Genomic DNA, 21,144 nt, shown 5'->3' with positions numbered 1-21,144 from the left:
TTCATGACCAAATCCGGCACGATCCGCACCGGCATCGGTGGTTGGACCTTCGATCCCTGGGACGACAGCTTCTACCCCTCCGACCTCCCGAAGAAGCGGCAGCTAGACTATGCCAGCCGGCAGCTGACTGCGATCGAGGTCAACGGCACATACTATTCCAGCCAGAAGCCGGCGACCTTCGCCAAATGGGCATCGGAGGTGCCGGAGGGGTTTGTCTTTTCGCTGAAAGCAAGCCGCTATTGCACCAACCGTAAGGTGCTGGCCGAGGCCGGTCCGTCGATCGAAAAATTCGTCAACCAGGGAATTGCCGAACTCGGGGATCATCTCGGACCGATCCTCTGGCAGTTCATGGCGACGAAGAAGTTTGAGCTCGAGGATTTCGAAGTCTTTCTGACGCTCCTGCCGAAGACCATGGAGGGCCGTCCCCTCACCCATGTCGTCGAGCCGCGTCATGCTTCCTTCCAGGTGCCAGAATTCATCGAGATGCTGAGGCGCCATGGCGTGGCCGCTGTCTGCGCCGATCATCACGACTACCCGATGTTCGCCGATCCGACGGCCGATTTCGTCTATGCACGGCTGCAAAAGGGCACGGACGAGACGCCGACCTGCTACCCACCGGCGGAACTCGATGCCTGGTCAGAACGGCTGAAAACCTACGCTGGCGGCGGTGTGCCCGACGATCTCCCGCTGATTGCCAAAGACAGTGCGGCGACCAAAAAACCTCGCGACGTCTTTGCCTTCTTCATCTCCGGCGGCAAGGTCAATGCACCGCGCGGCGCGATGGAACTGCAAAAGAAGGTTGGTTGAGCGGTCCAGCCGACTGACAGTCATCGATTTGTGACAATGGCGAATTTGGACTAGGCTCGGTCGCAGAGTCGCGGACAAGACCGCGACTTCGGCCGGCATGGTTCCCGTTTTGGACGTGCGCGTCCACCATTGCGAATTTTCGGGGCACTTTCATGTCGGGCATTGCCGTCTTCATTCATCTCGCCGGCGCCGTTGCGCTGCTTCTCTGGGCGACCCGCATGGTACGCACCGGGATCGAGCGCGCCTATGGCGGCGTTTTGAAGGACAAGCTCCGGCATGCCGTCGGCAACCGCTTTTCGGCTGCATTCGCAGGCTTTCTGTTCGCGGTAGCGCTGCAAAGTGCAACCGCCGTCGCATTGATCGTTTCGTCCTTTTCCGCAGCCGGTTATGTGGTGCCGGCCATCGGTGTAGCGACCCTGCTTGGTGCCGATTTCGGCTCGGCCTTTGTCGTGCGCATTTTGCGCTACGATCTCTCGCTGCTTGTTCCCGTTCTGCTTCTCGCGGGCACCGTCGCCTTCCGGACATCCGAGGCGCGCGGCTGGCGGCAGATTGGCCGCATCCTGTTCGGTCTCGGCCTGCTGCTCCTGTCGCTCAGACTGATTGGCGAGGCGTCGGAACCGCTGCGCGAGAGCCGGATCCTGCCCGTGCTCTTCAACTATCTCGCCAGCGACTGGATCAGCGCCTTTGCGCTCGCAGCCCTGCTCGCCTGGGCCTTCCATTCCAGTGTCGCCGCCGTCCTCCTGGTCGCTTCGCTCGCCGACCAGCATCTCTTGCCGGATGCGCTGATCATTCCGTTGGTGCTCGGCATCAATTTCGGCGCCGCCATTATCGCTGCACTGCTCACCAAGAATGCCGCGCCGAACGCCAGGATCGTGCCGCTCGGCAATGTTGTGATCCGCGGGATGATGACTTTGATCGCGCTCGGGGCCCAGTTTGTGTTTGCGATCAGCCCGACGGTCTTTGCCGCCCTTCCCGGGGATGCCGTCGTCATGGTGCATCTGGCGATGAACGGCGCCGTGCTCGTGCTCGGTCTACCCTTTGCCGGGCTCGTTGCAGGCCTTCTGGAGCGCATGCTCGCCCGCAGCGAGGAGCGGCCGGCCAATGACGATCGTCTTTCGGCCCTGAACGTGATGGATCTCGGCAATCCGCAACAGGCGATCTCCAATGCCACCCGCGAGGTCCTGGCTGTCTGCGACAAGACCGAGGTCATGCTGGACGGCATCTTCGATCTCTTCGAGCATTGGGATCCAAAGAAGATGGAGCGGATTGAAACGCTCGACGACCAGATCGACACGATCCATCGCGACATCAAGTTCTACCTCGCCCGCATTTCCGCAACCGCACTCGACCAGACGTCGGCGGCGCAATGCCAGAACCTCCTGGGCGCGACGATCAAGATCGAGCAGGCGGCAGACATCATCTCGCAGAACATGCTGACACGCGCCCGCAAGAAGAAGGAGCGCAACGTCGGCTTCTCGGCCGAGGGCTGGGCGGAGCTCTGCGCCATGCACAACGAGGTGGTGAAGAATGCCCATCTCGCCTTCAACCTGCTCGTCACCCGCGATCTCGAGCATGCCCGCCAGCTCGTCGCCCGCAAGGAAGCGATCCGTAACCTGGTGAAGACCAGCGAGGAGAGCCATCTTCAGCGCCTGCGCCAGGGCAATGCCGCAAGTTTCGAATCGAGCTCGCTGCATATCGACACCATGCGCGATCTGAAGGAGATCAATTCCCTCTTCGTCTCGATCGCCTATCCCTTGCTCGAGGGCGAAGGCATGTTGCGGCGCAGCCGCCTCATGCAACCGGCGGAGTTGTGAGCGCTAAAGTCGAGGTTGCTGACGCCTAGTCCGCCTGGATCTGGGTGATCAGGTCTTCGGCCGTCAGCGTGCGACCGGCACGGAGCGCCGCCTGACCGTGCTGGTAGACAGCCGCACAGGCCGCCTCGAACGCCGGCATCCCATTGGCCAGCCTTGCACCAATGATGCCGGCAAGGACATCACCCGATCCGGCAGTAGCGAGGGTCGCAGGCGCCTTTTCCTCAATGGCTGCGCGCCCGTCCGGCGCCGCAATCACGGTATCCGCTCCCTTGTAGACGACGATGCCACCCAGGCACTTGGCAGCGGCCAGCGCCTTTTCCAACTTGCCCAAGCTGTGGTCCGCCGCAATCTCCGGAAAGAGGCGTGAAAACTCGCCCTCGTGCGGCGTGACGACCAGCCTCGGTTCATCGGAACTGAAGTGCGCATTCAGTTGCTCGGCGGCACCCGCAAAGGCAGTGATACCGTCCGCATCGAGGACGAGCTTGCGTCCGGCCCGGCCGATCATCTCCGCAAAAGCGCAGGCGCGCTGCCGATCACCGAAACCCGGGCCAAGCACGAATGTGGTGCGGCGCGTGTCGGACAGCCATTCGGACAAGTCATCGACACCGTCGACCGAACTCAGCATCACGGCCGTCAGGTGGGCGGCATTGGTCGCAAGCGCCTCCGATGGCGACGCAAGCGTCACCAGTCCGGCACCAGCCCGCAACGCAGCCTCCGCGGAAAGGCGCCCTGCCCCGGTCGCCGTCTGCGGACCGGAAAACACAGTCACATGGCCACGGCGGTACTTGTGGTCGTGCGCCGAACTGTGTCGGGCATGCCCGGCCCAGATCGCAGGACCGTTGGTCCAGAGCGGTCGGGCGTCCGCCTCGACGATCCGCCGGGGAATGCCGATGTCGAAAACTTCAAGGGGCCCGCATTGGAGACGCCCTGGCAGGAGCACATGCCCAGGCTTCCTCGTCATGAAGGTCACAGTGTGGCTAGCTTCGAAGGATTCTCCCCTGATTTCCCCCGTTGCACCGTCGATGCCGGACGGAAGATCAACGGCAAGCACAGGCAGTCCCGCCTCGCGGATCATGCGGATGAGCGCCTGCACGGCGTCCGGAAGATCCCGCGTCAGGCCCGCCCCGAACAGTGCATCGATGATCACCTCGCCTGCATCAGGGTGGAACCGCTCGATGACCATCACCGGAAGTGGGCAGGCGGCATGCGCGCGAGCGGCATCTCCCTTGAGCGCCGCCGTCTCCACCAGACTGTAGACGTGGACATCGGCGCCCGAGCGCGCCAGGGCAGAAGCCGCGACATATCCGTCTCCGCCATTGTTTCCCGGCCCGCAGAAGATCACGAACCTCAAGGCTCCGGGAAAGTGACGAAGGGCTGCCGCCGCGACCGCCTCCCCCGCACGCAGCATCAACCCAAAGCTGTCGATCCCAGACGAAGCAGCGGCCGCATCCACACGGGCCATGGCATCCGGTGTCAGAAGGATCTCGGGGGGGACTTGCTTGCTGGGGCGGGTCATGGATCAAGGTTAGAGCAGAATCCACGCCTTGCGCAACGCTGCACGATTTTAGGCAAAGGCAATTGATGTCTTTCTGTGCAAATGCCTAGTTTGTTGGCTTTAAGATCAGAAAATGCGCAAGGAGGCCAGCATGTTAGTGGTATAGCAGCCCTGGAAAAAAGATTGGCTAAAATCGATATTTTGCAGGAAACGGGCTGGCTTTTCCGGTCATTTTGCTGGAGATTTGCCCTGTCGGACGGAGGAGGCGACGGTTTTCGCGCGATTTTCGCGAAAAACTGGCACATTCCCTGCATCCAGCCCGGCGGGCGGGGCTCATCCTGCTTTACTGAGGAAGCGGAGAGAAATTTTCTCATGAAAAAGATCGAAGCGATCATCAAGCCTTTCAAGCTCGACGAAGTGAAGGAAGCCCTTCAGGAAGTCGGCTTGCAGGGTATCACCGTGACGGAAGCCAAGGGCTTCGGTCGCCAGAAGGGCCATACCGAGCTCTATCGCGGCGCCGAATATGTCGTGGACTTCCTGCCCAAGGTGAAGGTCGAAGTTGTACTGGCCGACGAAAACGTGGAGGCCGTCATCGACGCCATCCGCAATGCAGCTCAGACGGGCCGCATCGGCGACGGCAAAATCTTCGTTTCGAACGTCGAAGAAGTCGTCCGCATTCGAACCGGCGAAACCGGTATCGACGCCATATAATCGGACCCGACACCAAGGGAGGTCGGGTTTCAATCGTCAGCTCACGCGAGGAATATAAGAATATGACGACCGCAAACGATATTCTGAAACAGATCAAGGACAACGACATCAAGTTCGTCGACCTGCGCTTCACCGATCCGAAGGGCAAGCTGCAGCACGTGACGATGGACATCGCCTGCGTCGACGAAGACATGTTCGCCGATGGCGTCATGTTCGACGGTTCCTCGATTGCCGGCTGGAAGGCCATCAACGAGTCCGACATGGTGCTGATGCCGGATCCGGCCACCGTCCACATGGACCCCTTCTTCGCCCAGTCGACGATGGTCATCCTTTGCGACATCCTCGATCCTGTCTCGGGCGAAGCCTATAACCGCGATCCGCGCGGCACTGCCAAGAAGGCCGAAGCCTATCTCAAGGCGTCTGGCATCGGCGACACCATTTTCGTTGGTCCGGAAGCCGAATTCTTCGTCTTCGACGACGTGAAGTACAAGGCCGACCCCTACAACACCGGCTTCAAGCTCGATTCGACGGAACTGCCGTCGAACGACGACACCGATTATGAGACCGGCAACCTCGGTCACCGTCCGCGCGTCAAGGGCGGCTATTTCCCGGTTCCGCCGATCGACAGCCTGCAGGACATGCGTTCCGAAATGCTGACGGTTCTCGGCGAAATGGGCGTCGTCGTCGAAAAGCACCACCACGAAGTGGCAGCAGCCCAGCACGAGCTCGGCATCAAGTTCGACGCGCTGGTGCGCAACGCCGACAAGATGCAGATCTACAAGTACGTCGTGCATCAGGTTGCCAATGCCTATGGCAAGACCGCGACCTTCATGCCGAAGCCGATCTTCGGTGACAACGGCTCGGGCATGCACGTGCACATGTCGATCTGGAAGGACGGCAAGCCGACCTTCGCCGGCGACGAATATGCCGGTCTTTCGGAAAGCTGCCTGTTCTTCATCGGCGGCATCATCAAGCACGCCAAGTCGATCAACGCCTTCTCCAACCCGTCGACCAACTCCTACAAGCGTCTGGTCCCGGGCTACGAAGCACCGGTTCTGCTCGCCTATTCGGCCCGCAACCGTTCGGCCTCGTGCCGCATTCCGTTCGGCTCCAACCCGAAGGCAAAGCGCGTCGAAGTCCGCTTCCCGGATCCGACCGCGAACCCTTACCTCGCTTTCGCTGCCATGCTGATGGCCGGTCTCGACGGCATCAAGAACAAGATCCATCCTGGCAAGGCCATGGACAAGGATCTCTACGACCTGCCGCCGAAGGAACTGAAGAAGATCCCGACCGTTTGCGGTTCGCTGCGCGAAGCGCTCGAAAGCCTGGACAAGGATCGCAAGTACCTGACCGCCGGCGGCGTCTTCGACGACGACCAGATCGATTCGTTCATCGAACTGAAGATGCAGGAAGTCATGCGCTTCGAAATGACCCCGCATCCGGTCGAATTCGACATGTACTACTCGGCCTGATTATCCGAGCCTGACAATGACGAGGCGCCGGCGGAGAGATCCGCCGGCGTTTTTCGTTCACATGGGTACGGTTTCGAGGAAATGCCGCTTTCACGAAGGACAGTGACGCGCTAGCACTTGGATAACCCTTCCCTCCGCGACAGCGATCCTCCATGCCCGCTCCCCACCAGACCACCGATCCGCGCCTCTACGACTGGCTGCTGTTCTTCCTGGCGCCCTTGTTCTTCTCGTCGAACCTGATCTTCGGTCGCGGGATCACCGGTGAGGTCGGGCCTTTCACCACGGCGCTGTTGCGATGGGTCGGAGCCGCGATCCTGATGTCGCCGTTCATCTGGCAGCAGCGGCAGGCCTGCATGGCCTTTGTCCGGCAACACACCGCGCTCTGGCTGACGCTTGGCATTCTCGGCATGGGTATTTGCGGCGGCGTGGTCTACTGGGCGCTGACCCTCACCACCGCCTCGAACGCGACGCTGATCTATACGACCTCGTCCCTCTTCATCATCCTGTTCCAATGGCTGTTTCAGAAGCGCGCGATCACCGGTCGTGAGCTTCTCGGCATGATCATCGCCTTCGGCGGGGTCGTTGCGATCGTGCTGAAGGGACACCCCGAAGCGCTTCTCGAACTCACCTTCAACATCGGTGATCTCGCCATCCTCGTGGCTGCAGTCGCCTTTGCCGCCTATTCCCTCTTGCTGCGGCGCCCCTCCGTCCGCGCAATGCCACCGCTGCCTCTGTTCGCTCTTTTGGCTTTGTCCGGCGCGATTGTCCTGATCCCGCCGGGACTGATCGAAATGGCCTCGGGCGGCCCCCTGCCCGATACCTGGATGGAGTTCGCCAAGCTCGCCGGGATCATTCTCTTTGCCTCGCTGGCGGCCTTCTACTGCTTCCAGCATGCCGTCCAGGTCTTCGGACCGGGGATCGCCGGAATGACCCTTTACCTCATGCCGCCGATGTCCATCCTGATGGCCGTCGTCTTCCTCGGCGAACGCTTCGAACACTATCACGCGATAGGCATCGTCCTGGTGACCGGCGGACTTATCCTTGCAACCGCACCTGGGCGAAAAACGGCCTAGCTGTGGCATCCGGCCACGCTGTCACACACCATCCCTTGATTTTGCCGGGCTTTCTTCCCAGATATGACAGGGAAAGGAAGTCAAACCATGAAACAACGAAGCGCTAAATTTGGTATCGGGGACGTCGTACGGCACAAGTTCTTTCCGTTCCGCGGCGTGATCTTCGATGTTGATCCGGAGTTTGCCAATTCCGAGGAATGGTGGAACGCAATTCCTGCCGAAGTCAGGCCGCACAAGGACCAGCCCTTCTATCATCTGCTCGCGGAGAACTCCGAGACGGAATATGTGGCTTACGTGTCCGAGCAGAATCTTGAGCGCGACCAGAGCCCGGAGCCTCTGCGCAATCCGCAGATCCAGCAGATCTTCGAACCCCAGCAGACGGGTCGCTACAAGCCGAAGATGAACTTTGCGCACTAAACGCAAGCCCTATGCCTGATACGAAAAAGCCCGCGTCTGATGACGCGGGCTTTTTTCATTTCATTGCCGTGAAGCGCATCAGTTGCCCTGCTTGGCAGCGTTCTGGGCGTCGGTGATCGCCTTGTTGCGCTCTTCCTGCTTCTTCTGCATCGCTTCCTGCAGCAGACGCTGGCGCTCTTCGGCCTGCGACTGCGACATCGCTTCGCCGTCAAACGCGCCGGTGAAGCCGCTCAGCGGGATCTTGATCGGGTTCGGCGCGCGACGGAAGTTGATCGAGGTGAACACGACCTCGCCACCCTTCTTCAGGCTGTCGATGATCGCGTCGGTCAGCGGGATTTCGGCGGTGCAGCGGTCGGGCAGGCAGACGGCATAGTCGAGCTTGGTGCCCTTGGCGCCATCGATCTGCATCATCACGCCCGGCGGGATGAGACGGGCGGAGGGAACCGTGACCTGCAGCAGCTTGCGGTTGACCTTGCCTTCGACCGTGATCAGGCCGACGGCGGTGATCAGCTGGCCGTTTGCGGCGACGAGCTGGTTCTGGACCACGCAGACGTCGGATTCTTCCTGCTTGGCGCAGGTTTTGAACCACCGCGGCTCGGAGGGAGCGGCGGCTTCCTGTGCCTGTGCGACGACCGGCATGGCGCTTGCCGCGAAGGACAGAGCGATTGCAGACACAGCCGTCCGCGTTGCGTTGCTAAGTTTGAACATCATACGTATTCCGTCTCCTGAAAACCCCTGTCGCGCGGACTTGTGTGCCGCGTCATTCACCGGTCTTGTCTGCCCTCACCTGTGGTTCAAATGAGGCAAATACATGACCCTGCGATCTGGCTCACCTGTTACATCGCGGCGGCCACAATATCCAGCGTTTCTTTGACGCCGGATCGACTCACATCTCCTCATTCTCACCCGCTTGTGTTGGTTTTATGGTGAGTGTGCTAGCGTCCCAGCACATTCGAGATTCTAATTCGGGGAGGATCGCCGCCTTGCGCCGTCTCTTGTTCACTCTGCTTATTCTACCCTTTGCCGCTGCCGCTCAGGCACAACCCATGCACGGGATCGCCATGCATGGCGAGCCTGCGCTTGCCGCCGACTACATGCATTTTCCTTATGTAAATCCTGATGTGAAGAAGGGTGGCAAGGTCAATTACGGCGTGGTCGGCACCTACGATGCGCTGAACCCCTTTGTCCTCAAGGGCATGCGCACGACGGCGCGCGGCGTCTGGGATCCGGAATTCGGCAATCTGCTCTACGAGCCGCTGATGTCCCGGTCTGCCGATGAACCCTTCACGCTCTACGGCCTGCTTGCAGAATCCGTCGAATGGGATGCCGACCGCACCTATGTGCAGTTCAATCTCAACCCCAAAGCGCGCTGGCATGACGGCAAGCCGGTGACTCCCGAAGATGTGATCTTCACCTTCGAACTGTTGCGCGACAAGGGACGACCGCCCTTCAACGGCCGGCTCAATGCCGTCGCCAGCATGGAGAAGGTCGGCGACCGCGGCATCAAGTTCACCTTCAACGAAAAGGCCAATCGCGAGACACCGCTGATCTTCGCCAATTCAACCCCGATCCTGCCGAAACACGCGATCGATCCTGAGACCTTCGATCAGGGCGGACTTGCCATCCCCGTCGGTTCGGGTCCCTACAGGATCAAGGAGCTGAAACCCGGCGAGAAGGTCACCTGGGCGCGTGATCCCGACTATTGGGGCAAGGACCTTCCTTCGAAGGTCGGCTTCGACAATTACGACGAGATCAGCGTCACCTATTTCCTCCAGGAGGCAACGCTGTTCGAGGCCTTCAAGAAGGGTGAGATCGACATCTATCCGGATGGCGATTCCAACCATTGGCAGCGGGCCTACAATTTCCCGGCCGCAGAGAATGGCGATGTCGTGAAGGAAGCCTTCAAGCCTGGCCTTCCCTCCGGCATGCTCGGCTTTGTCTTCAACACCCGCCGCCCGATCTTTTCGGACGTCAAGGTACGCGAGGCCATCAGCACCGCCTTCGACTTCGAAGCGATGAATAAGACCCTGTTCGGCAACGCCTTCACCCGCACCCAGAGCTACTGGCAGAATTCAGCGCTCGGCGCCTATGGCAATGCCGCCGACGAGAGAGAGCTGGCACTGCTCGGGCCGGCCAGGGAGAAGCTGTCGCCGGAAATTCTCGCCGGCACCTTTACGCAGTCGGCCACAGACGGGTCCGGAGGCGATCGCAAGGCGCTCGGCAAGGCGGTGAAGCTCTTCCAGGAGGCGGGTTACAAGATCCAGGGCGGCAAGATGATCGATGCCGCCGGCAAGCCGCTCGCCTTTGAGGTGATGACCCAGAACGAAGGCCAGGAGAAGATGGCCATCGCGTTTCAACGGACGCTGAAGCTGATCGGCATCGACATGGCCATCCGCACCGTTGACGACGCGCAGTATCAGGCGCGCTCCAACAGCTTCGACTACGACATGATCATCAAGGCCTACACCTCGTCGCTCTCGCCCGGCGCCGAGCAGGTCAATCGCTGGGCATCCGAAGCGAAGGACGCCCAGGGCAGCTTCAACTATGCCGGCGTCGCCGATCCCGAAATCGACCGGATGATCGAGGCGCTCCTGCAGGCCCGCGACCCGGCCGATTTCCAGGCTGCCGTGCGGGCCTATGACCGGCTCCTGGTTGCCGGGCACTATCTCGTCCCGCTCTATCATATCGGCGAGCAATGGGTCGCCCGCTGGAAGCACATCGGACGGCCGGACGCAGCCCCGCTCTATGGCTACCAGCGCTCGACCTGGTTCGACGCACGCGTCCAGTAACCCCAAGCGATTGACGCTGTGTTTCAGGGCCGGAGCTTGTCTCCGGCCCGCTTTGCTTTAAGTGACAGGCATACCTCTGCCAGGAAAGGACACCCTCATGGACCGCATCACCATCGACCTCGTATCCGACGTGGTCTGCCCCTGGTGTTATCTCGGCAAGGCGCGGCTCGAACTCGCGATCGCCGAAGTGCAAGACGAAGTCAGCGTCGACATCAACTGGCGCCCCTATCAGCTCAATCCCGACTATCCGCCTGAAGGTGTCGACCAGCAGGTGGAACTGGCGAAGAAGCTGGGCGGCAAGGACAAGATGGACCAGGCGCATGCGCATCTGAAGTCGCTCGGCGCCGAGGTCGGCATTGCCTTTGATTTCGAAGCCATCAAAGTCGGCCCGAACACGCTCGATGCGCACCGGTTGATCCATTGGGCCGGCCAGGAAAGCCGGGAGACGCAGACCCGCGTGGTCGATCTCCTGTTCAAGGCAAATTTCGAGCAGGGCCGTAATATCGGCGACAACGCCGTATTGCTCGACATCGCGACCGAGGCCGGGCTGTCGCGTCCGGTGATCGAATCGCTGCTGTCAGGCGATGCTGACGTCAACCACGTGCTGTCCGAGGTGGAAGCCGCCAAGCAAATGGGCGTGAACGGCGTTCCCTTCTTCATCTTCGACCAGCAATACGCGGTCAGCGGCGCCCAGCCGCCGGCGGAACTCGCCAATGCCTTGCGCGAAATCGCCAAGGCGAAGGCCGAAGCTCTCCGCAATCTGAATTGACGGTTGTAACGAACAGCCGTATCCCGGAGAGGTAACCTCCTCCCCGGGATCATGACCTTGTCATCCGACACGACCCTCAAAGGCGTCTTCTTCGCCTTCATCTGCTTTGCCGCCTATTCCTTCAGCGATGCCGCCGTGAAGCTGGTGGAAGGGCGCGTACCCGCCTTCGAGGCAGGTTTCATCGGTAGCCTGTTCGGCTTCCTGGCAATCCCCTTCCTGATGAAGCGCGGCGACCGCTATACGGATCTGGTGCGCAGCACGAACTGGCCGCTCTGGGGCCTGCGTTTCGTCTGTTCTGCCGTGGGCACGGTCGGCAGCATCATTGCCTTTACCCAGCTGTCGATGGCGGAAGCTTTCTGCCTGATCTTCCTGCTGCCGAGCTTTGCGACGATCATGTCGGTGATCTTCCTCAAGGAAGAGGTGGGCATGAAGCGCTGGGCCGCCGTGTTGATCGGCTTTCTCGGCGTACTGGTGGTCTTGAGACCGGGCTTTCGCGAGTTGGAAATCGGACATCTGGCAGCGCTGATTTCGGGCTTTGCCGGCGCCGTCACGATCATCATCTTCCGCGCCATGGGCCCGCAGGAGAAGAACATCTCGCTCTACGGCGCGGGCCTGCTCGGCAGCGTGATCATCTGTGCTGCCTTCTCTCTGCCGGATTTCCAGGCACCCGACCGTTATGACCTGATGCTGCTTGCCGCCTTCGGCCTGCTCGCCGCCGTCGGCAACATCTTCATGATGCTGGCGTCGTTTTATGCCCCCGCCCCGATCGTCGGACCGATCCAGTACAGCCAGATGCTCTGGGCCATCCTGCTGGGCTACCTCGTCTTCGGCGACAAGGTCGACTGGCCGATGGGCATCGGCATCGTGCTGATCGTCGGGTCAGGGCTCCTGACGCTGATCCGCGAGCGCAAGCGCGACACGCCGCTCCCGCCACCGGTAGCCGGCAAGACGGATGCGGCGCTGGCGATCAAGCCGGACCAATCCGACACTTGAATGAGGCGGGGCCTTAACGGCCCCTTCCATTTGCTCAGCCAGCCTTCGCCAACTCCGCCAACTGCGTCATCACCACTGCAGCCCCTGCCAGCCGTTTTTCCGGCGTCGGGAGGTCGCGGGTGAGGAACACCGAGTGGTCCGCCCTGATCTTTGCCATGCTGCCCTGCTTGGCGATATAGCCGACCAGTGCTGCCGGGTTCGGGAACTGCTTGCCGCGGAACTGGACGACGACGCCCTTGGGGCCGGCTTCCAGCTTCTCGACATTGGCCGTGCGGCACAGCGCCTTGATGTAGACGACCTTGAGCAGGTGCTGAACCTCGATCGGCATCGGGCCGAAGCGGTCGATCAATTCGGCGCCGAATCCGTCGATCTCTCTGAGGTCGTCCAATTCGCCGAGGCGACGATAGAGCGCCATGCGCAGATGCAGATCCGGCACATAGTTTTCCGGGATCATGACCGAGGTGCCGACCTGGATCTGCGGCGACCAACCGGTATCGACCACCTCGTCCACACCCTTCACCTCGGCGACGGCCTCTTCCAGCATCTGCTGGTAGAGCTCGAAACCGACTTCCTTGATGTGGCCGGACTGCTCCTCGCCGAGCAGGTTCCCTGCGCCACGGATATCCAGATCGTGGCTGGCAAGCTGGAAGCCGGCGCCGAGCGTATCGAGTGACTGCAGGACCTTCAGACGCCGTTCGGCACCTGCCGTCAGCACCTTGTTGACCGGCAGCGTCAGCAGCGCAAAGGCGCGGACCTTGGAGCGACCGACGCGGCCACGGATCTGGTAGAGCTGGGCGAGACCGAACATGTCGGCACGGTGGACGATCAGCGTGTTGGCCGTGGGAACGTCGAGGCCGGATTCGACAATGGTCGTCGAAAGAAGCACATCGTAGCGGCCCTCGTAGAAGGCGTTCATGATGTCTTCGAGCTCACCGGCGGCCATCTGGCCATGGGCGATCGCCACCTTCAGCTCCGGCACGTTCTCGTCGAGGAAGCTTTTCACATCCGCGAGATCGGCGAGACGCGGGCAGACATAAAAGCTTTGTCCGCCGCGATAATGCTCGCGCATCAGGGTCTCGCGAATGACGAGCGGATCGAAAGGCGAGATGAAGGTGCGCACCGCCATTCGGTCCACCGGCGGCGTGGTGATCAGCGAGAGTTCGCGCACGCCGGTCATGGCAAGCTGCAGGGTGCGCGGGATGGGCGTGGCCGAAAGCGTCAGGACGTGCACGTCCGACTTCAGTTCCTTCAGCCGTTCCTTGTGCTTGACGCCGAAATGTTGCTCCTCGTCGATGATCAGCAGGCCGAGATTGGCGAAGTTGACGCCCGTGCCGAGCAGCGCATGGGTACCGACGACGATGTCGGTCTTGCCGTCTGCCACTTCCTTCTTGACGAGGTTGAGTTCCTTGGTGCCGACAAGGCGCGAGGCCTGCTGGACGCGGATGGGCAGGCCGCGGAAGCGTTCGGAGAAGGTCTTGAAATGCTGGCGGGCCAAGAGCGTGGTCGGCACGACGACGGCGACCTGGATACCGTTCATCGCGGCGATGAAGGCAGCGCGAAGCGCCACTTCCGTCTTGCCGAAGCCGACGTCGCCGCAGACGAGGCGGTCCATCGGACGGCCGGCGCCAAGGTCCGAGCGGACGGATTCGATCGCGGTCTCCTGGTCTTCAGTCTCGTCATAGGGGAAGCGGGCAGCAAACTCGTCGTAAAGGCCTTCCTGTGTGGTCAGCACCGGTGCGGAACGGGTCATGCGCTCGGCGGCAATGCGGATCAAGGCACCCGCCATGTCGAGCAGGCGCTTCTTGAGCTTGGCCTTGCGCATCTGCCAGGCGCCGCCGCCCAACTTGTCGAGCTGCACTTCGGTCGCCTCGCCGCCATAGCGCGAGAGAAGATCGATGTTTTCGACCGGCAGGAAGAGCTTGGCCTCATCGGCATATTGCAATTCAAGACAGGCATGCGGGGCACCCGCGGCCTCGATGGTCCGCAGACCGACGAAGCGGCCGATGCCGTGTTCAGCATGCACAACGATCGAGCCTTCGTCGATGCCGGCGACTTCCGAGATGAAATCGGCGGCCCGCTTTCGGCGCTTTGAGCGGCGGACCATGCGATCGCCGAGGATATCCTGCTCGCCGACGATGACGAGATTGTTCGTCTCGAAGCCACCTTCGAGGCTGAGAACGGCGGTGCCTGCCTCCCCCTTCTTCAGCTTGTCGACATCTTTAAGTGCTGCGACCGGCACCAGCCGCTCCAGGCCGTGCTCGTTCAACACCTGCAGAAGGCGATCGAGCGAGCCCTCCGACCAACCGGACACGACGACCTTGGTGCCAGCAGCGCGCTTGTCAGCGATATAGGTGACGGCCTGGCCGAAGACGTTGGCACGATTGCCTTCTTCGCTGCTCGCCTCATTGGCAGACTTCGCCCAGCGCGGTGTCGGTCGTGCCTCGACCTCGATCACCTTGCGGCTCTCGCCACTGGCTTCGGCAAAGGGCGTGATGCGGATCGGATCGAAGGCGTCGAGCGCCTTGCCGAATTCGCCAGCGCCGAGATAGAGCCGCTCCGGCGGAACTGGCTTGTAGGGCGTGCCCTGGGCGAGATGGCCCTTGCCGGGTGTCGCCGAGTTGAGGCGAGCCTCGTAATAGTCGCGGATCAGCTTGGCGCGTTCTTCGGCTGCCTCACGCACGGTATGGTCGGTGACCATACGGAAGCCGCGCAGATAATCGAAGGTAGTCTCCAGCTTGTCGTAGAACATCGGCAGCCAATGCTCCATGCCGGCATACCGGCGCCCCTCGGAGACGGCGGCATAGAGCGCATCGTCGCGGGTCGCGGCTCCAAAGAGCGAGAGATAGTTCTTGCGAAAACGGCTGATGCTCTCCGGCGTCAGCGTCACCTCGCTCATCGGGTTGAGATCAAGCGAACGGACCTGTGCGATCGTGCGCTGGCTGGCCGGATCGAAGGAGCGGATGCTTTCGAGTGTGTCACCGAAGAAATCGAGACGCACAGGCTCTTCCGCACCAGGCACGAAAACATCGAGAATGCCGCCGCGCACGGCGAATTCGCCGACCTCGCGGACCGTTGCGACGCGGTCGAAACCGTTGCGTTCCAGACGCGCAGCAATGTCGTCCATGCGCACCTGGTTGCCGGGCTTCGCCGAAAAGCCGAGGCTGTCGATGACATCAGCCGGTGCCACCTTCTGCAGCATGGCATTGACCGTCACCAGCACGATTGCCGGATGCGGATTGAGATAGAGCGCAATCAAACCCGATAGTGCCGCCAATCGCCGGGCCGAAACATCAGCGGACGGCGAGACGCGGTCGTAAGGCAGACAGTCCCAGGCCGGCAGGCTCAGCACCGGAATGTCCGGTGCTGCGAAACTCAGTGTCTGCTCGAGGTTCTGCAGCCGCTGCCCGTCGGATACCACATAGGCGACGGGTTTCCCCTCACGCGCCAGTTCGGCGAGGATGAAGGCATCCATGCCGTCGGGTACATGGGAAAGCGTCAGCGCGGATTGTGCGCCGACAATCCGCTTCACATCGATCAGGGACATATCAGTTACTTTGCAGCGGTTTCTTCGCCGGTCACCGGTGAGAAATCCGGGCGCAGGGCGGCTATGCGTTCGAAGAGTGGTGTCTGGAGATGGGCCGGCACGGGATCGGCACCAGTGATGTAGCGGACGAGATCGTTGTCCTCTTCGACCATAATGCGCTCCAGCTCGTCGAGCTCCTCATCAGAAAGCTCGCTGATATGGGCCTCGCAGAACTGGCCAAGCATCAGGTCCATCTCGCGGATACCGCGATGCCAGCAGCGGAACAGGATGCGCCGACGGCGCGGATCGAGGTCGGCACTGCTTTTCACCAGTCCAGTCATCTTGGCATCCTTCCAATTCTTGGCGTTCTATAGAGCAGCGACCGGCAAATGTCAGCTTGCCAAACAGGCATTTTGCGAGGCATTTTGCCCCCATCATGCGTCCCCATCTTCTCGATCCCCTCTTTGCCTCCGTGGCTTCGCTCAGCGGAGTCGGCCCCAAACTTGCCCAGCTTCTCGCCACACTGCTCGGGCGCGAGGATGCCGAGGACGCACGCGTCGTCGACCTGCTCTTCCTCGCGCCACACCGGCTGATCGACCGGCGCCACCAGCCGGGCATCGCCTACGCCCAACAGGGCTCGCTGGTAACGATCACCGGCCGTGTCGACCGACATCTGCCGCCGCCTAAGGGCAAGAGCAACCTGCCCTACCGCGTGATGCTGCATGACGAGACGGGGGAACTGGCGCTCACCTTCTTCCGGGTCAAGGGCAACTGGCTCGAAAAGGCATTGCCCGTCGACGAAATCGTCATGGTTTCGGGCAAGGTCGACTGGTTCAACGGTCGCCCCTCGATGGTGCATCCCGACCTGATGGTGAAGGCGAGCGAGGCGGAAAACCTTCCGCTGGTCGAGCCGGTCTATCCGCTGACGGCGGGGCTTGGACCCAAGGTGCTGCGCAAGGCGGTCGAAGCTGCTGTCGAGCGTATGCCGGATCTGCCGGAATGGGCGGATGCGCCGCTTGCCACGAAACAGGGCTTCGCCAGCGTGCGTGAAAGCCTGGTGACGCTTCACAATCCGCGCGACGAGAAGGACATCGACCCGCAGGCGCCGGCGAGACGCAGGCTCGCCTATGACGAATTCCTCGCCGGCCAGGTGTCGCTCGCCTTGGTGCGGCAGAAGCTCCGTCGGGTGCCGGGCGTGCCGGTCAAGCCGACGGGTGAGATCAGCGGAAAGATCCGCGCCACCCTCCCCTTCACGCCGACCAACAGCCAGGTGGCGGCGATCGACGACATCCTGAAGGACATGGCGACGGACCAGCGCATGCTGCGGCTCGTCCAGGGCGACGTCGGTGCTGGCAAGACGCTGGTGGCGTTGTTTGCGATGGCAGCAGCCGTTGAGGCCGGCGGACAGGCCGTGCTGATGGCGCCGACGGAGATCCTGGCGCGGCAGCATCATGCAACACTTGCCAAGCTCGGCGCGCCGGCCGGTCTGAAGATCGAGGTCCTGACCGGGCGCACTAAGGGCAAGGAGCGTGAAGCAATCCTGGAGCGCATCGCATCCGGCGAAGCGCAGATCGTTATCGGCACGCACGCGCTCTTCCAGGATGCCGTCAGCTACAAGAACCTGACGCTCGCCGTGGTCGACGAACAGCATCGCTTCGGTGTGCATCAGCGTCTGCGGCTGACCTCCAAGGGCATCTCCCCACATATGCTGGTGATGACGGCAACGCCGATCCCGCGCACGCTGGTGCTCGCCGCCTTCGGCGACATGGATGTCTCCAAACTCACCGAGAAACCGGCCGGCCGCAAGCCGATCCAGACGGTGACGGTCCCAACCGAGCGCGTGCCTGACGTCATCGAACGGCTCCGCTCGGCCATTGCGGAGGGCAAGAAGGCCTATTGGATCTGCCCGCTGGTGGAAGAGACCGAAGAAAGCGAACTGATGTCGGCCGAAGAGCGGCAAGCAGTGCTGGCGCAGTTCATCAAGGCGCCGATCGGGCTGGTGCATGGACGCATGGCCGGACCGGAGAAGGATGCCGCCATGCTCGCCTTCAAGAATGGCGAGACGCGGCTGCTGGTCGCAACGACGGTTGTCGAAGTCGGCGTCGACGTGCCCGATGCGACGATCATGGTGATCGAACATGCCGAACGATTCGGGCTTGCCCAGCTACACCAGTTGCGCGGCCGTGTGGGCCGTGGTGACGAGGCCTCAAGCTGCATCCTGCTCTACAAGGGACCACTCGGCGAAACGGGTAAGGCGCGGCTGTCGATCCTGCGCGATTCGGAAGATGGCTTCCTGATCGCCGAAGAGGATCTGAAGCTCCGGGGCGAAGGCGAGCTTCTCGGCACACGGCAGTCGGGCACGCCAGGCTTCAAGATAGCCAGCCTTGAACATCATGGCGACCTGCTGGAGATCGCCCGCAAGGATGCGGCCTATCTGCTGGAGCGGGACCCCGAACTCACGTCGGAGCGCGGAGAAGCCGTCAGAACGCTGCTTTATCTGCATCGCCGCGACGAGGCGATCCGCTTCCTGCATGCGGGGTGAGGAAAGACGTGTTCAGGAACGGCCGGCACGCTTGGGCGGCTCGATCGGATCGTCCGCCGCGAGGTCCTGAAATGCCGCCATGGCGTCCGCGACGGTCGGCTTGTAGTCCGGCGTGACCAGGCCGGCCGAGATCAAGAGTTTAACCCCCTCTTCCGGACTCATATCGAGCAGCATCAGTTTGCTGCGCGGCACGAACATCAGGAAGCCGGCTGTGGGAACAGGGGTCGGCGCGAGGAAGACCGCCACCATTTCCTCGCCGTCCTGGTTGAGCTTCGCGGCAATCTCTCCCTTGGCATCCGTCGAAACGAAGACCAGCGCCCAGGTCCCGGCGCGCGGAAACTCGATCAGGCCGACCTTCTTGAAGGAATTGCCCTGCTCTTTCAGCACGGTCTCGAAGATCTGCTTGGTGCTCTTGTAGACGGTACGCACCAGCGGCATCCGGTTCAGGATGTTCTCGCTGTAGGAGACGATCGAGCGGCCGATCAGGTTGCGGCCGAGAAAGCCGACGAGCGTGATGAAGAGGATGGCGATGAGAAGCCCGGTCCCCGGTATCGCAAAGGTGAGATAGGCTTCCGGGTTGTATCGATCCGGCAGATAGGGCTTCACCCAGCTGTCTGCCCAGCGGATGAAGGTCCAGGTCAGATAGATGGTGATCGTCATCGGCGCGCAGATGATGAGACCAGTCAGGAAGTTGTTCCTGAGCCGGGTCGCCATCGAAATCCTGTCAGAACCTTCGGTCATGCCCACCGTCATTGTGCAGTGCCGTAACGCTGCGGACAATGCCGGACTGACACCTATGGCGCAAGAGCAAGAATTGGGGCAGCGGACTGCCCCAATCGGGGATCACTCGACCGTGACGGACTTGGCGAGGTTGCGCGGCTGGTCGACGTCGGTGCCCATGAAGACAGCTGTGTGATAGGCGAGAAGCTGGATCGGGATGGAATAGACCATCGGGGAGATGATCTCGGCGACGACGGGCAGCACGATGGTTGCCATTGTCTCAAGCTTCGAGGCGGCAGCGCCCTTCTCGTCGGTGATGAAGATGATCTTGCCGCCCCGGGCGGCCACCTCCTGCATGTTCGACACGGTCTTCTCGAAGAAGCGGTCGAAAGGTGCAATGACGATCACAGGCATGTTCTCGTCGATCAGGGCGATCGGGCCATGCTTCAGCTCGCCGGCGGCATAACCTTCGGCGTGGATATAAGAGATTTCCTTGAGCTTCAGCGCGCCTTCGAGTGCCAGCGGATAGCTGGTACCACGGCCGAGATAGAGCACATCCTTGAATTTCGATAGGTCGCGCGAAAGAGCCTCGATCTGCGGCTGTACGGCATTCAGGACCTGGCTCATGATGCGCGGCATTTCGGCCAGGCTCTTCACCAGTTGCTTTTCTTCCGTCTCATCAATCGTGCCACGGGCACGACCGGCGGCGAGCGCCAGCGAGGCGAGCACGGCGAGCTGACAGGTGAAGGCCTTGGTGGAAGCGACGCCGATTTCCGGACCAGCGAGGATCGGGAAGACAGCATCCGATTCGCGGGCGATCGTCGATTCCTTGACGTTGACGACAGCACCGATCTTCAGCCCGTTATCACGGCAGTAGCGCAGCGACGCGAGCGTATCGGCAGTTTCACCGGACTGTGAGATGAAAAGGGCGGCCTGGTCCTTCGAAAGCGGCATTTCGCGGTAGCGGAATTCCGAGGCGACATCGATTTCGACCGGCAGGCGGGCATAACGCTCGAACCAGTATTTGCCGACGAGGCCAGCCAGATAGGCGGTGCCGCAGGCGGAGATGGCGAGGCCGCGCAAACCGGCGAAGTCGATTTCATTCGCGGCTTCGCGGACGGTGTGATTGGCGAAGTCCACGTAATGCGAAAGGGCGTGGGAGATCACTTCCGGCTGCTCGTAGATCTCCTTTTCCATGAAGTGGCGATGATTGCCCTTGTCGATCATGTAGGCCGACGCCGAGGAGATCTGCACCGGGCGTTCGACCGGATTGCCGTCCACGTCGAAGATGTGGGCGCCCTGCTTGCCGATGACAGCCCAGTCGCCGTCGTGGAGATAGGCGATGCGGTTCGTGAAGGGCGAGAGCGCAATGGCATCCGAGCCGAGGAACATCTCGCCATCGCCAAAGCCGATCGCCAGTGGCGGGCCGGAACGGGCCGCCATGATGGTCGAGGGATCGTCTTGGAAGATGACGGCAAGCGCATAGGCGCCGGTCACATGGCGCAGCATCTCGTGCATGGCTTCGCGGCGGCCAAGACCCTGGCGGCGATACTTGGCGAGCAACTGGGCGACGACTTCGGTGTCGGTCTGGGTGGCAAAGACGGCACCTTCGGCAGCGAGTTCTTCCTTGATCTCGGAGAAATTCTCGATGATGCCGTTGTGAACAACCGCCACGCCCTCGACGAAATGCGGATGCGCGTTCGTTTCATTCGGCACGCCATGGGTTGCCCAGCGAGTGTGAGCGATGCCGATATTGCCGGGCAGCGGATCGCCCGCGAGCTTCGTCTCGAGATTGAAGAGCTTGCCTTCCGCCCGCCGACGATCGAGCTTGTCGTCGTTGATGGTGGCAACACCGGCGGAATCATAGCCGCGATATTCGAGCCGCTTCAAGGCGTCGACCAGACGCTCCGCTACGGGCTTGTTACCGACAATGCCAACGATGCCGCACATGAAATTCTCCGTTTCGTATCAACCACGCGGCTTTTCCTAGCGGTTCCACCGCAATAGGCAATTGTGCGT

The 21,144-nt window shown here is 61.6% G+C and carries 16 protein-coding genes; 10 read left to right on the top strand and 6 right to left on the bottom strand.

Going from position 1 to position 21,144, the window contains the following annotated elements:
* Positions 1-3 precede the first annotated feature (3 nt).
* A complete protein-coding gene (locus BSY240_RS02935; RefSeq protein ID WP_069041358.1) occupies positions 4-807 on the top strand; it encodes a DUF72 domain-containing protein in 804 nt (267 codons plus the stop codon).
* Between the two features lie 152 nt (positions 808-959).
* Entirely contained in the window at positions 960-2,621 is a 1,662-nt protein-coding gene (locus tag BSY240_RS02930) for a Na/Pi cotransporter family protein (RefSeq protein WP_069041357.1), read from the top strand.
* 25 nt (positions 2,622-2,646) lie between these two features.
* Here BSY240_RS02930 and BSY240_RS02925 read toward each other — a convergent pair whose 3' ends face one another.
* Positions 2,647-4,137 (bottom strand): bifunctional ADP-dependent NAD(P)H-hydrate dehydratase/NAD(P)H-hydrate epimerase, encoded by a 1,491-nt coding sequence (locus BSY240_RS02925; RefSeq protein ID WP_069041356.1) that lies wholly within the window; start codon positions 4,135-4,137, stop codon positions 2,647-2,649.
* A 351-nt stretch (positions 4,138-4,488) separates the two neighbouring features.
* Here BSY240_RS02925 and BSY240_RS02920 point away from each other — a divergent pair, with 351 nt between their 5' ends.
* The 4 genes from BSY240_RS02920 to hspQ all read left to right on the top strand — a co-directional run bounded on the left by BSY240_RS02920 (position 4,489) and on the right by hspQ (position 7,789).
* A complete protein-coding gene (locus BSY240_RS02920; RefSeq protein WP_006727717.1) occupies positions 4,489-4,827 on the top strand; it encodes a P-II family nitrogen regulator in 339 nt (112 codons plus the stop codon).
* A 62-nt stretch (positions 4,828-4,889) separates the two neighbouring features.
* Positions 4,890-6,299: a type I glutamate--ammonia ligase gene (glnA, locus tag BSY240_RS02915; RefSeq protein WP_069041355.1), complete on the top strand. Its 1,410-nt coding sequence runs from the start codon at positions 4,890-4,892 to the stop codon at positions 6,297-6,299.
* Between the two features lie 152 nt (positions 6,300-6,451).
* A complete protein-coding gene (locus BSY240_RS02910) occupies positions 6,452-7,372 on the top strand; it encodes a DMT family transporter (RefSeq protein WP_069041354.1) in 921 nt (306 codons plus the stop codon).
* A gap of 87 nt (positions 7,373-7,459) precedes the next feature.
* Positions 7,460-7,789 carry a heat shock protein HspQ gene (gene hspQ, locus BSY240_RS02905; protein ID WP_054149212.1) on the top strand — a complete coding sequence of 110 codons (330 nt, stop codon included), beginning with the start codon at positions 7,460-7,462 and terminating at the stop codon, positions 7,787-7,789.
* Positions 7,790-7,867: 78 nt separating this feature from the next.
* Here the strand turns inward: hspQ and BSY240_RS02900 are convergent, their stop codons facing one another.
* Positions 7,868-8,500, bottom strand: coding sequence for an invasion associated locus B family protein (locus BSY240_RS02900; protein WP_054149211.1), 633 nt, complete (start codon positions 8,498-8,500; stop codon positions 7,868-7,870).
* 272 nt (positions 8,501-8,772) lie between these two features.
* On the opposite strand from BSY240_RS02900, the gene BSY240_RS02895 reads away from it, so the two are divergent.
* From BSY240_RS02895 to BSY240_RS02885, 3 genes are all read left to right on the top strand, one after another.
* Positions 8,773-10,578: an extracellular solute-binding protein gene (locus tag BSY240_RS02895; protein WP_069041353.1), complete on the top strand. Its 1,806-nt coding sequence runs from the start codon at positions 8,773-8,775 to the stop codon at positions 10,576-10,578.
* 97 nt (positions 10,579-10,675) lie between these two features.
* On the top strand, positions 10,676-11,347 hold the full coding sequence (locus BSY240_RS02890; protein WP_069041352.1) for a DsbA family oxidoreductase: 672 nt from the start codon (positions 10,676-10,678) through the stop codon (positions 11,345-11,347).
* Positions 11,348-11,398: 51 nt separating this feature from the next.
* Positions 11,399-12,340: a DMT family transporter gene (locus BSY240_RS02885; RefSeq protein WP_069041351.1), complete on the top strand. Its 942-nt coding sequence runs from the start codon at positions 11,399-11,401 to the stop codon at positions 12,338-12,340.
* A 34-nt stretch (positions 12,341-12,374) separates the two neighbouring features.
* Here the strand turns inward: BSY240_RS02885 and mfd are convergent, their stop codons facing one another.
* Together mfd and BSY240_RS02875 are read right to left on the bottom strand one after the other, a co-directional pair.
* Complete coding sequence (gene mfd / locus BSY240_RS02880) at positions 12,375-15,884, bottom strand: transcription-repair coupling factor (protein ID WP_069041350.1); 3,510 nt, start codon at positions 15,882-15,884, stop codon at positions 12,375-12,377.
* Between the two features lie 5 nt (positions 15,885-15,889).
* On the bottom strand, positions 15,890-16,204 hold the full coding sequence (locus BSY240_RS02875) for an FAD assembly factor SdhE (protein WP_054149205.1): 315 nt from the start codon (positions 16,202-16,204) through the stop codon (positions 15,890-15,892).
* 95 nt (positions 16,205-16,299) lie between these two features.
* Between BSY240_RS02875 and recG the strand changes: the two genes are divergently transcribed.
* Entirely contained in the window at positions 16,300-18,405 is a 2,106-nt protein-coding gene (gene recG / locus BSY240_RS02870; protein ID WP_069041349.1) for an ATP-dependent DNA helicase RecG, read from the top strand.
* Positions 18,406-18,417: 12 nt separating this feature from the next.
* On the opposite strand, the gene BSY240_RS02865 is transcribed toward recG, so the two are convergent.
* The gene (locus BSY240_RS02865; protein ID WP_236759308.1) at positions 18,418-19,146 is read right to left on the bottom strand and encodes a DUF502 domain-containing protein; all 729 of its coding nucleotides are present in this window, start codon (positions 19,144-19,146) and stop codon (positions 18,418-18,420) included.
* Positions 19,147-19,248: 102 nt separating this feature from the next.
* Positions 19,249-21,075 (bottom strand): glutamine--fructose-6-phosphate transaminase (isomerizing), encoded by a 1,827-nt coding sequence (gene glmS / locus BSY240_RS02860; RefSeq protein WP_069041347.1) that lies wholly within the window; start codon positions 21,073-21,075, stop codon positions 19,249-19,251.
* Positions 21,076-21,144: the final 69 nt, after the last annotated feature.

Origin of the sequence: Agrobacterium sp. RAC06, from assembly GCF_001713475.1 — a bacterium.
Taxonomy (GTDB): Bacteria; Pseudomonadota; Alphaproteobacteria; order Rhizobiales; family Rhizobiaceae; genus Allorhizobium.
This window is presented reverse-complemented; position numbering and strand designations above follow the sequence as displayed.